Here is an 11,585-nt window from a genome sequence, read left to right on the forward strand (position 1 = left end):
GGTGGGGGCTTGTCGCGCAGTTCCCCGCGGCCCTCAAGGCCGCTGGTGCGGGTTCGGTGGGGGCTGAGCGCGCAGTTCCCCGCGCCCCTGGGTACCTAGGGGCGCGGGGAACTGCGCAAAGGGGGGGGCGAGGGGCGCAGCCCCCATGCGTGGACGGGAACGGGTAGGGGCGGCGGGGGCGCAAACCCCCATGCGGTGGCGTGCGCGTCGGGGGGTTCGGGGGCGGAGCCCCCGTGGGGGTCAGGACACCGGGTGCATCCAGTTGTGGGGGTCCTTCGACACACCCCGCTGGATGTTCAGCAGCGCCTCACGGAGCTTCAGCGTGACCTCACCGGGCCCACCCCCACTCTGCTGCCACTCACCCGCCGCACTCTTCACCGTACCGACAGGCGTGATCACCGCCGCCGTCCCGCACGCGAACACCTCCGTGAGCGTCCCGTTCTCCGCGTCACGCCTCCACTGGTCGCTGGAGACGCGCGCCTCCTCGGACCCGTAACCGAGGTCACGGGCGACCGACAGGAGCGAGTCACGGGTGACGCCCTCCAGGATGGACCCGCTGAGCGTGGGCGTGACGATCCTGTCCCCGTACACGAAGTACAGGTTCATGCCGCCCAGCTCCTCCACCCACTTGTGCTCGACCGCGTCGAGGTAGCAGACCTGGTCGCACCCCTGCGCCGCGGCCTCGGCCTGCGCGAGCAGGGACGCGGCGTAGTTGCCGCCGGTCTTGGCGTCGCCCACGCCCCCCGGGACGGCGCGCACCCGGTCCTCGGACAGCCAGATGGAGACGGGCTTCACCCCGCCCGGGAAGTACGCCCCGGCGGGCGACGCGATGACGATGAAGAGGTACTCGTTCGCGGGCCGCACCCCGAGACCGACCTCGGTGGCGATCATGAACGGCCGCAGATAGAGCGACTCCTCGCCGCCGTGCGCCGGCACCCACGCCTTGTCCTGCTGGATCAGCACGTCACAGGCCTCGACGAAGGTCTCGACGGGCAGCTCGGGCATGGCCAGCCGGCGGGCGGACGACTGGAAGCGCAGGGCGTTGCGGTCCGGGCGGAACGTGGCGACCGACCCGTCGGGCTGCCGGTAGGCCTTCAGCCCCTCGAAGATCTCCTGCGCGTAGTGCAGGACGCTCGTCGCGGGGTCGACGGAGAGCGGGCCGTACGGGACGAGCTGGCCGTCGTGCCAGCCGCGGCCCTCCGTCCACTTGATCGTCACCATGTGGTCGGTGAAGTGGCGGCCGAATCCCGGGCTGGCCAGGATGGCCTCACGCTCCGCGTCGGACAGCGGGGACGAGGAGGGCTTTAGCTCGATCGTGGGCGTCGTCATGAGTGGTTTGTCCTTCACCGGTTGTGTGTGACGGGCCGCGCTCACGCCTGTACTGCCAGTGGCCAGTGTTAGGACGTCCGAGCATGTCGTCATTTCGCGGCTCCGCGTTCGATTATCGCGCGAGATGAGCCGATTGGGGCACCACCCCTGCCACGCACGTCGTGGGAGCCGTGGAGGGGGGCGAAACGGTGTGAATGCGGCCCAGGGATTGATGGTGACACCCGGCGGGGCATACGAAAAGCCGCCGGGTGCGGAAGCGACCCGGCGGCTTGGGGTGGTACCGGCGGGTCAGCCGGATACTCGGGCGGCGAGCGCGTCGCCGATCTCCTCGGTGGTACGGGTGGTGGTGCCGCGCTCCGCGAGGTCGGCGGAGACGGCGTCCTCGATACGGGCGGCCTCGGTCTCGTGACCGAGGTGGCGCAGCAGGAGGGCGACCGACAGCACGGTGGCGCTGGGGTCGGCCTTGCCCTGGCCCGCGATGTCCGGGGCCGAGCCGTGGACCGGCTCGAACATGGACGGGAACTCGCCGCTCGGGTTGATGTTGCCGGACGCGGCGACGCCGATGCCGCCGGAGACGGCCGCGGCGAGGTCGGTGATGATGTCGCCGAAGAGGTTGTCGGTGACGATCACGTCGAAGCGCGCGGGGTCCGTGACGAGGTAGATCGTCGCGGCGTCCACGTGGATGTAGTCCGTGGTGACCTCGGGGAACTCCTCGGCCACCTTGTTGAAGGTGTTCGTCCACAGGTGGCCCGCGAAGGTGAGCACGTTGTTCTTGTGGACCAGCGTGAGCTTCTTGCGGGGGCGGGCCTGGGCGCGGGCGAAGGCGTCGCGCACGACGCGCTCGACACCGAAGGCCGTGTTCACGGAGACCTCGGTGGCGACCTCGTGCGGGGTGCCCTTGCGGATCGTGCCGCCGTTGCCGGTGTACGGACCCTCGGTGCCCTCGCGGACGACGACGAAGTCGATCTCCGGCTGGCCCGCGAGCGGGGTGGCGACACCCGGCAGGAGCTTCGACGGCCGCAGGTTGACGTGGTGGTCGAAGGCGAAGCGGAGCTTCAGCAGGAAGCCGCGCTCCAGGACGCCGGAGGGGACCGACGGGTCGCCGATCGCGCCGAGCAGGATGGCGTCGTGCTGCTTCAGTGCTTCGAGGTCGGCGTCGGTGAGGGTCTCACCGGTGGCGCGGTAGCGCCGGGCGCCGAAGTCGAACTCCTTGGTCTCCAGCTTCACATCCTGCGGGAGGACGGCGGAGAGGACCTTCAGGCCTTGGGCCACGACTTCCTGGCCGATGCCGTCACCGGGGATCACTGCGAGATCGATGCTGCGAGACATGTCGGCACCCTACTCCCCGTCCCACGGGATGACATGGGCCGTCCGCCATACGGACATGACCGAGCGGTCGACCGAGGGCCGCGCATCAACCCGTCAGCCCCCGTTCACCTGTACGTATGGCGCATGTCGGCCCGCGATGGGAAGTTCACCAGCATGACCGTGCCTCCCATGGGGACACCCCCAGGACCCCCCGTCCCCGACGTCGGCATCCCGCCGCGGCTCGCACGCCGGATGAGCATGGCGGAGCAGTACGAGTACCTGCGGACGAAGTTCACCCGCCGCCGTGCCCTGGTCAGCGCGGGCGCGGTGGCCGGCGGACTGCTGGCCGGCTGCTCCGGCCAGGACTCCGGGACGGGCACGGCGACCCGCTCCCCCTCTCCGCTGTCCGGCGGCTCCACCCCCACCGAACGGGTGGACGGCGCGGTCGTCACCCCCTTCGGCCGCCATCTCGCCTTCGGCGCGGACCCGCGGACCCAGATGCGGATCTCCTGGCAGGTGCCGCTCACGGTCAGGAAGCCGTACGTGCGGGTGGGGCTGAAGCCCTGGGAGCTGAGCCGCAGGATCGAGGCGGAGGTGCGCGCCCTGCACACCCCTGGGCTCGACGGCGTACGGCTCGCCCTCGACCAGTTCTATCTGCACGCGGCGCTCGACGGTCTGCGGCCCGGGACGACGTACTACTACGGCGTCGGGCACGAGGGGTTCGACCCGGCGTCCAAGGAACGGCACTCCACGGTCGGCTCGTTCACCACGGCGCCCGCCCGTGCGGAGAAGTTCGTGTTCACGGCCTTCGGCGACCAGGGCGTCACCCCGGACGCGCTCGCCAACGACAAGCTGATCCTCGGCCGGGAGCCCGCCTTCCATCTGCACGCGGGCGACATCTGCTACGCGGACGTGACCGGCCACGGCAAGGAGTCGGACATCTACGACCCGACCGCCTGGGACCTGTTCCTCAAGCAGACGGAGACGGTCGCGAAGACGGTCCCGTGGATGGTGACGACCGGCAACCACGACATGGAGGCCTGGTACTCGTCGAACGGGTACGGCGGGCAGTCGGCGCGCTTCTCGCTCCCCGAGAACGGCTTCGACGCGAAGAACGCCCCGGGCGTCTACTCGTTCACGTACGGCAATGTCGGGATCGTGGCGCTGGACGCGAACGACGTGTCGTACGAGATCCCCGCCAACAAGGGCTACTCGGAGGGCCGGCAGACGGCCTGGCTCGACAAGCGGCTCGGGGAGCTGCGCAAGGACGAGGGGATCGACTTCGTCGTGGTCTTCTTCCACCACTGCGCGTACTCGACCTCGACCCACGCCTCGGACGGCGGTGTACGGGACGCCTGGCTGCCGCTGTTCACCAAGCACCAGGTGGATCTGGTGATCAACGGCCACAACCATGTGTACGAGCGCACCGACGCCGTCAAGAACGGCAGGGTGGGCAAGCCGGTGCCCATCGGCGCGTCGACCGATCCGACGCGCGACGGGATCGTGTACGTCACGGCGGGCGGCGCGGGCAAGAGCCTGTACAGCTTCCCCTCAGGGGTGAAGGACAGCTACGAGGGGAAGGTCGTCGACCGCGAGTCCGTGGACACCTACCACTGGACGAAGTCGAAGAACCAGAATCCCGACACCGTGGAGTGGTCGCGGGTGCGGTACACCGGCTACTCCTTCCTCTCCGTGGAGGCGGAGGCGGGACCGGCCCCCCGGCTCACGGTGTCGGCGCTCGCCGAGAGCGGGAAGCGCATCGACCACTTCGAGGTGCGGCGCGGGGCGGGAGGCCCCGCGCCCACGTCGAACGGGCGCGGCTCCCGGCTCGTGCGAGCTTGTGCGAGTGACGTACGGGGCTCAGTGGCCCGTCGAGCCGCCGTTGTCCCGGCGGTCGAGGGCGCGCTGGAGCGCGGCGGCGGCGTTCTTGCGGTCGGACTCGCTGGTGCGGGAGACGTGACGGACTCGGCGGGCGGTCGTCTCGGCCATGATGAATCGGCTCCTTGCCTCCGGCAGCGGACGCCGGAAGTGGGTGAGGGGATTACGAGACGCCGGAAGAGGCGGGGAGCGGTGCCGCAGGGGTTGCCTGCCAGGGGCTCCGGCTCACGACCGCCATTCGCTGGGTCGAGCGAGACGTTCGGCTCCTTCAAAGCTAAGCGAGGACTCCGCATCTGTCTCCATAGTTAGTCGGACTTCCTACTATCTGAGACGGCGGATCGGGTCACCCCTCTCTGACCTGCACTTTCACCTTTCGGCCTGCGGACGCTGCGCGAGCCCCCGCAGCTCCCGCAGCTCCCTGATCAGCGCGCGCACCGCGAGCGTCGCGGCGAGTTCGGGTGTGGTCACGTATCCCACGGAGCGGGTCGGGCGGTCGGGGCCGAGGTCGGCGATCTCCAGCGTGGGCGGGGCGCCCGTCAGGGACAGCGCGGGCACGATGGCCATGCCCAGACCGCTGCCGACCATGGAGAGCACCGCCCCGTCGTCCTCGGCCCGGACCGTCGCGCACGGGATCCAGTCCTGCCCGGCCCACCAACTCCGCGTGTACGAGGAACAGTTCTCCCGCCAGTCGACCAACGGCAGTGAGCGCGGCCGGGGATGGCCGGCCGGATGCACCAGGGAGTACGGCTCCTCCAGGAGCACGTCGCCGATCAGTCCGGGCGGTACCGGCGTGCTCGTGCCGAGGGTGGCGATGCCGATGTCGGCCCGGCCCTCGGCCACCTCCCCCGCCGTGCCGGGACCGACCTCCCGTACGACCCGTACCGTCGGCTCGATGCCCGGATGGCGTGCGGTCAGCCGTTCCAGCGCGGGCGGCAGCAGATACAGGGCCGCGCTGCGGAACGCGGCGACGCGCAGCGGCCCGGCGACGGTGTCGCCGCCGTCGGGGCCCGCGCCCACCCCCCGCGTCTCGGCGGCGAGCGTCTCCAGCATGCGCAGGACGCGCCGCGCGTGGGTGACGGCGCGGGCCCCGGCGGGGGTCGGCCGGGCGCCGTACCGGCCGCGGTCGAAGAGGACCACGCCGAGTTTGCGCTCGATGCCGCGCACCGCATGGGACACGGCGGACTGGGTCGTGCCGAGCGCGACGGCCGCCGCGGAGAAGCCGCCCTCGCCCGCCACGGCGACCAGGGTTCGCAGTTCCTGCGGCGCGAGATCGGCTGCCTGCATCGGGGCTCCCACCTGCTGCTATGAGGGCCGCTCATGGGTGCGGCCGTCCCATGAGCGCAACCCTCTGCCCGCCCGGCGCATTCCTGCCTACGGTCCCTGTCCATGACCACCCCCGTGACCACCCCCGTGACCGTCCCCCCGACCGGCACCACCGATGTGGCGCTCACCGTGCAGCAGACCGCCCGGCCGACCGGCTTCCCCGTCCCGGACCACTTCCGGTTCGTCGAGTCGGCGGTGCCCGAGCCGGCGCCCGGCACGGCCCTGGTGGAGAACCTGTACTGGTCCGTCGATCCGTACCACCGCGAAATGATGGACGGGGACTTCGAGCTGGACGCCCCGCTGGAGGGCCGCACGCTCGGCCGGGTCGTCGCGTCCCGTGATCCGGCGCTGCGCGAGGGCGAGATCGTGTTCCACCGGCGCGGCTGGCGTACCCACTCCGTCGTACGCCCCGCGGAGACCCGCCGCCTCCCGCACCACGACGGCGTACCGCTCTCCGCGCATCTGAGCCTCTTCGGCGGCACCGGCCTGACCGCGTACGTCGGGCTCACCCGGATCGCGCGGCTGCGCGAGGGCGACGACGTGTTCGTCTCGGCGGCGGCCGGCGGGGTCGGTACGGCCACCGGACGCCTCGCCCGGCTGCTCGGCGCGGGGCGGCTGGTGGGCAGCGCGGGCTCGGCGGCGAAGGTCGCGTACCTGAAGGAGCAGGTCGGCTACGACGAGGCCTTCGACTACCACGAGGGCCCCGTCGCCGGGCAGTTGGCGAAGGCCGCGCCGGACGGCATCGATCTGTTCGTCGACAACGTCGGCGGCGAGCACCTCGGCGCCGCGATCGGCGCCCTGCGCAGACGCGGGCGGGTGGTGCGGATCGGCACGGTCGGCCAGTACAACACCCCGGACGCGCCGCCCGTCCTCTTCGACCACGCCGACGTCGTCGAGAAGAGCCTGCGGATCGAGGGCTTCCTGGTGAGCGACCACCGGGACGTGCAGGAGGAGCTGTACGCGTTCGCCGTCCCCCATCTGCTCGGCGGCAGGCTGGCGCTGGACGAGACGGTCGTCGACGGCTTCGAGCGGATCGTGGAGGCGTTCCTGTCGATGCTGCGGGGCGGCAACACCGGCAAGATGATCATCCGCAAGGCGTGACGGCCCGGCACGTCGTGCGCGGCCCCGTACGCACGCCGCCCCCGGCCCGGAGGGATGATTCCGGGGCGGGGGCGGTTCGGTGGGGACGCCGGCCCGTGTGCGGGGGCGTCCCGGCCTGGGAGGGGCGCAACTCAGCTCATGTACGAGTCCGGTCTCAGCCCATGTGCGGGTACGCGTAGTCGGTCGGGGCGACCAGCGTCTCCTTGATGGCGCGGGTCAGCGTCCAGCGCATCAGGTTCTGCGGGGCGCCCGCCTTGTCGTTCGTGCCGGACGCGCGACCGCCGCCGAAGGGCTGCTGGCCGACGACGGCGCCGGTCGACTTGTCGTTGATGTAGAAGTTGCCCGCGGCGTAGCGCAGCTTCTCCATCGTGTGGGCGGCGGCGGCGCGGTCGCCCGCGATGACCGAGCCGGTGAGCGCGTAGTCCGACACCGACTCCATCTGGGCCAGCATCTCGTCGTAGCCCTCGGGAGAGCTGTCGTCGTAGACGTGCACGGCGAGGAACGGGCCGAAGTACTCCGTGGTGAAGACCTCGTTGGCCGGGTCGGAGCACTCGACGACGGTCGGGCGCACGAACCAGCCCACCGAGTCGTCGTAGGTGCCGCCCGCGACGATCGTGCAGGTCGGGTCGGCGGCGGCGCGGTCGATCGCGGCCTTGTTCTTGGCGAAGGACCGCTCGTCGATGACGGCGCCGATGAAGTTCGACAGGTCGGTGACGTCACCCATGGTGATGCCGTCGATCTCGGCCGTGAACTCCTCCTTGAAGCCGGAGTTCCAGATGGAGGCCGGGATGTAGGCGCGCGAGGAGGCGCTGCACTTCTGGCCCTGGTACTCGAAGGAGCCGCGGGTCAGGGCGGTCTTCAGGACGGCGCGGTCGGCGCTCGGGTGCGCGACGACGAAGTCCTTGCCGCCGGTCTCGCCGACCATGCGCGGGTAGGTGCGGTACTTCTCGATGTTGTTGCCGACCGTCTTCCACAGGTACTGGAAGGTCTTGGTCGAGCCGGTGAAGTGCACGCCCGCGAGGTCGCGGTGTTCCAGGGCGACCCCGGAGACCTCGATGCCGTCGCCGGTGACGAGGTTGATGACGCCCTTGGGCAGGCCCGCCTCCTCCAGGAGCTGCATGAGCAGCACGGCGGCGTGGGTCTGCGTCGGGGACGGCTTCCACACGACGACGTTGCCCATGAGCGCGGGGGCGGTGGGCAGGTTGCCCGCGATCGCCGTGAAGTTGAACGGCGTGATCGCGTAGACGAAGCCTTCGAGCGGGCGGTGGTCGAGGCGGTTCCACACGCCGGGCGAGTTCGCCGGGGGCTGCTCGGCGAGCAGGTCACGGGCGTACTTGACGTTGAAGCGCCAGAAGTCGACCAGCTCGCAGGGACAGTCGATCTCCGCCTGCTGGGCCGTCTTGGACTGGCCGAGCATCGTGGAGGCGGCGAGGGTCTCGCGCCACGGGCCGGAGAGCAGTTCGGCGGCGCGCAGGATGATCGCGGCGCGGTCGTCGAAGGACATCGCGCGCCAGGCGGGCGCGGCGGCGAGGGCCGCGTCGACCGCGTCCTGGGCGTCCTGCTTCGTGGCGTTCGCGTAGGTGCCGATCCGCGCCTTGTGGTTGTGGGGCTGCACGACGTCGAAGCGCTCGCCGCCGCCCATCCGCTTCTCTCCGCCGATGGTCATCGGCAGGTCGATCGGGTTCTCGGCCAGCTCCTTGAGCTTGGCCTCCAGGCGGGCGCGCTCGGGCGTGCCGGGGGCGTAGCCGTGCACCGGCTCGTTGACGGGCGTGGGGACCTGGGTCACTGCGTCCATGGGTTCCGTACTCCTTGATGAGCGGGTGGTTCGGGGCTCGGGCCCGCGGTGGCGGCCCCCTTGCTGAAGTTCTGGGGTGCTGAGGTCCTGGGGCTCGGCGCCCGTGTCAGGCCTTGCTCGCCCGTGTCAGTCCCTGGTGAGGACCGAACGGGCGAAGAAGAGCAGGTTGGCCGGCTTCTCCGCGAGGCGCCGCATGAAGTAGCCGTACCAGTCGGTGCCGTAGGCCGTGTAGACCCGCATGCGGTGACCCTCGGCGGCGAGCCTGAGGTGCTCGTCGCTCCTGATCCCGTACAGCATCTGGAACTCGTACTCGTCGATCTTGCGTCCGGCGCGCCGTCCCAGTTCCTGCGCGATGGAGATCAGGCGCGGGTCGTGGGACCCGATCATCGGGTACCCGTCGCCCTCCATGAGGATGCGCAGCACCCGTACGTACGCCTTGTCGATCTCCGGCTTCTGGAGGTACGCGACCTCGGCGGGCTCCTTGTACGCGCCCTTCACGAGCCGTACGCGGCTGCCGTTCGCGGCGAGGCGGCGGGCGTCGGCCTCGGTGCGGAAGAGGTACGCCTGGATGACGCAGCCGGTCTCGGGGAAGTCCTTGCGGAGCTCCTCGTGGATGGCGAACATCGAGTCGAGGGTGGTGTGGTCCTCGGCGTCGAGCGTGACGGTCGTGCCGATGGCCGCGGCGGCCTCGACGACCGGCCGGACGTTGGCCAGCGCCAGCTCGTGCCCGCCCTCCAGCGCCTGCCCGAACATGGACAGCTTCACCGACATCTCGGCGCGCGTCCCGAGGTCGAGCTCCGCGAGGCGGCCGATCAGCTCCAGGTAGGCGTCACGGGCGGCGGCGGCCTGCTCGGGGGTGGTGATGTCCTCGCCGACGACGTCCATGGTCAGCTCCAGGCCCTTGGCCGTGAGGTCCTGGATGATCGGCACGATCTGGTCGACGCTCTCGCCCGGGATGAAGCGGTCGACGACCGGCCTGGTGACCGGGGCCGCCGAGACGAGACGACGCATCCGGTCGCTGCGCGAGGCGGCGAGAATCACGGGACCCAGCACGGGGCACCTCCACAGAAAGCCGGTAGACGGAGAACCACCGTGAAACCTAGGGATTCCCCCGATCGTCAGCCATCGACACCTGTCACGCATCCGTGCCGCCGATCTCAGACAGATGTATGAAGGTGGCCGGAAGCGAGGCACAATGCCCAGGTGAAGGCCGAATCCAAGGGTGACTATCAAGAGCTGGTCGACGAGATCTCGGAGCTTCTCGGCGCCCCCGCGACGCTGGAGAACCGCGACTTCGAACTGATCGCCTTCGGCGCGTACGACAGCGAGGGCGAGCTGGACGCCTCCGCGCTGGACCCGGTGCGCGCCCGCTCGATCCTCACGCGCCGCTCCACGGCGGCGGTCCGTACCTGGTTCGAGAGTTTCGGCATCGCGCGGGCGACCGGGCCGGTCCGTATCCCGCCGACTCCGGAGGCGGGCGTGCACCGGGGCCGCGTCTGCCTCCCGGTACGCCATCGGGGTGTCGCCCTCGGCTATGTGTGGCTGCTGGCCGACGAGCCGGGCCCCACCGACCGGCAGCTCGCGGCGGCCATGGAGGTGACGCCGCGCATCGGCGCCCTGCTCGCGGACGAGGCCCAGGCGGGCGCCGACCTGAGCCGCGAGCTGCGCGCCGTGCTCACCGCCGGGAGCGGCTGGCAGCGGGAGCTGGCGGTGACGGAACTGCGGACGGCCCTCGGCCCGCGCGGCGAGGGCCCGCACACCGTGCTCTGCGTGGCCGCCTGGCCCTCGGCCGACCCCGACGACGCCCCGTCCGTGCGGACCATCCCCGGCGCCACCGCGCTGTGCGCCCTCCCCTGGAACACCGACGACCAGGGCCTGGCCCTGCTGGTGCGGCTGCGCTCCCCCGAGGTCCTTACCCCGGCGACGACGGCGGCCGCCCGCCTCCTGGAGAGGGCCGAGGAGGTACGGGGGTCCGCGCCGCCCGGTCAGCACGGGAACGAGGTGGCCGGGGGCCCGCCTCCCGGCGGCCGGGCGGCGGCGGCCGGGATCGCCGTCCCCCGCACCGGTCTCGCCGACCTCCCCGCCGCCTGGCAGGAGGCCTCCGCCGCCGCCCGCGCGGCCCTGGCCGAGCCCCGGCTGGGCCCGGTCGCGCATTGGTCGTCGATTGGCCCGTACCGCCTGCTGTCGACGATGTCCCCGGCCGCCGCCACCGACCCGGCCGTCAGCCCGCTGCTCACCCCCGCCCATCGCGAACTGGCCCGCACCGCCGAGGTGTTCCTCGACCGTGCGGGCCAGGCGGGCCGCGCCGCGGCGGAGCTGGGCATCCACCGCCAGACCCTCTACTACCGCCTGTCCCGCGTCGAACAGCTCACGGGCCTGGACCTGGCCGACGGCGAGGACCGGCTGCTGCTGCACATGTCACTCAAGGCGGCGCGACTGTGACGGCGTCCGGAGCCACGTGAAGTAGTCGTCGATCTCAAGGATCTCGGCCTGGGACAGCGCGGTTCCCGTCCATCCCTTCTCACGCCCCTGCTTCATGAAGGCGTCCGGCAGCCGGATGCCGTACCGCTCCACGTACTCCGCGGCGTCCCGTCGCCAGAAGAACCGCCCGTCGCTGAGGACGGCTGTCCCGCCCACCACCGAGAAGGCGCCTTCCAGGACGTCCTCGGAGTAGCCCATGAGCGCGATGACCGGGGAGGCGTCCCTGAGATACGCGGCCACCCGCGCCCGTTCCCCCTCGGGGACCGCATCGCCCAGACGCCTCAGCTCCTCGGCGCGGCGGGCGAACGCCGACTGGCTTTCGAGGACCCCGAACACACCGAGGGGCAGTACCTGACGCATGCGCATCCCC

General features: G+C 71.3%; 8 protein-coding genes and 1 pseudogene. 3 read left to right on the forward strand and 6 right to left on the reverse strand.

Going from position 1 to position 11,585, the window contains the following annotated elements:
- Positions 1-240 precede the first annotated feature (240 nt).
- Positions 241-1,329, reverse strand: coding sequence for a branched-chain amino acid aminotransferase (locus J8N05_RS34160; RefSeq protein WP_210889590.1), 1,089 nt, complete (start codon positions 1,327-1,329; stop codon positions 241-243).
- 288 nt (positions 1,330-1,617) lie between these two features.
- Positions 1,618-2,658, reverse strand: a complete 1,041-nt coding sequence (locus J8N05_RS34165) for a 3-isopropylmalate dehydrogenase (RefSeq protein ID WP_210889592.1) — start codon at positions 2,656-2,658, stop codon at positions 1,618-1,620.
- Between the two features lie 168 nt (positions 2,659-2,826).
- On the opposite strand from J8N05_RS34165, the pseudogene J8N05_RS34170 reads away from it, so the two are divergent.
- Positions 2,827-4,425 (forward strand): annotated as a pseudogene (locus J8N05_RS34170) (purple acid phosphatase family protein); the annotation flags it as partial.
- Between the two features lie 456 nt (positions 4,426-4,881).
- On the opposite strand, the gene J8N05_RS34175 reads toward J8N05_RS34170, so the two are convergent.
- A complete protein-coding gene (locus J8N05_RS34175; protein WP_210889594.1) occupies positions 4,882-5,799 on the reverse strand; it encodes a LysR family transcriptional regulator in 918 nt (305 codons plus the stop codon).
- Between the two features lie 102 nt (positions 5,800-5,901).
- On the opposite strand from J8N05_RS34175, the gene J8N05_RS34180 reads away from it, so the two are divergent.
- Positions 5,902-6,939, forward strand: a complete 1,038-nt coding sequence (locus J8N05_RS34180) for an NADP-dependent oxidoreductase (RefSeq protein ID WP_210889595.1) — start codon at positions 5,902-5,904, stop codon at positions 6,937-6,939.
- Positions 6,940-7,093: 154 nt separating this feature from the next.
- Here the strand turns inward: J8N05_RS34180 and pruA are convergent, their stop codons facing one another.
- Both pruA and J8N05_RS34190 read right to left on the reverse strand, forming a co-directional pair.
- Positions 7,094-8,734 (reverse strand): L-glutamate gamma-semialdehyde dehydrogenase, encoded by a 1,641-nt coding sequence (gene pruA, locus J8N05_RS34185; protein WP_210889597.1) that lies wholly within the window; start codon positions 8,732-8,734, stop codon positions 7,094-7,096.
- A gap of 126 nt (positions 8,735-8,860) precedes the next feature.
- Positions 8,861-9,787 (reverse strand): proline dehydrogenase family protein, encoded by a 927-nt coding sequence (locus J8N05_RS34190; RefSeq protein ID WP_210889599.1) that lies wholly within the window; start codon positions 9,785-9,787, stop codon positions 8,861-8,863.
- Positions 9,788-9,937: 150 nt separating this feature from the next.
- On the opposite strand from J8N05_RS34190, the gene J8N05_RS34195 reads away from it, so the two are divergent.
- Positions 9,938-11,176, forward strand: a complete 1,239-nt coding sequence (locus tag J8N05_RS34195; protein ID WP_210889601.1) for a PucR family transcriptional regulator — start codon at positions 9,938-9,940, stop codon at positions 11,174-11,176.
- On the opposite strand, the gene J8N05_RS34200 is transcribed toward J8N05_RS34195, so the two are convergent.
- Positions 11,153-11,575 carry a hypothetical protein gene (locus J8N05_RS34200; protein WP_210889603.1) on the reverse strand — a complete coding sequence of 141 codons (423 nt, stop codon included), beginning with the start codon at positions 11,573-11,575 and terminating at the stop codon, positions 11,153-11,155. The genes J8N05_RS34195 and J8N05_RS34200 overlap by 24 nt on opposite strands.
- Positions 11,576-11,585 lie beyond the last annotated feature (10 nt).

The organism is Streptomyces liliiviolaceus (genome assembly GCF_018070025.1).
Classification (GTDB): domain Bacteria; phylum Actinomycetota; class Actinomycetes; order Streptomycetales; family Streptomycetaceae; genus Streptomyces; species Streptomyces liliiviolaceus.

What these genes read in the sequence shown, in the direction of transcription:
- J8N05_RS34160 (WP_210889590.1), bottom strand. Translation starts at nt 1,329, where the DNA reads ATGACGACGCCCACGATCGAGCTAAAGCCCTCCTCGTCCCCGCTGTCC.
- J8N05_RS34165 (WP_210889592.1), bottom strand. Translation starts at nt 2,658, where the DNA reads ATGTCTCGCAGCATCGATCTCGCAGTGATCCCCGGTGACGGCATCGGC.
- J8N05_RS34175 (WP_210889594.1), bottom strand. Translation starts at nt 5,799, where the DNA reads ATGCAGGCAGCCGATCTCGCGCCGCAGGAACTGCGAACCCTGGTCGCC.
- J8N05_RS34180 (WP_210889595.1), top strand. Translation starts at nt 5,902, where the DNA reads ATGACCACCCCCGTGACCACCCCCGTGACCGTCCCCCCGACCGGCACC.
- pruA (WP_210889597.1), bottom strand. Translation starts at nt 8,734, where the DNA reads ATGGACGCAGTGACCCAGGTCCCCACGCCCGTCAACGAGCCGGTGCAC.
- J8N05_RS34200 (WP_210889603.1), bottom strand. Translation starts at nt 11,575, where the DNA reads ATGCGTCAGGTACTGCCCCTCGGTGTGTTCGGGGTCCTCGAAAGCCAG.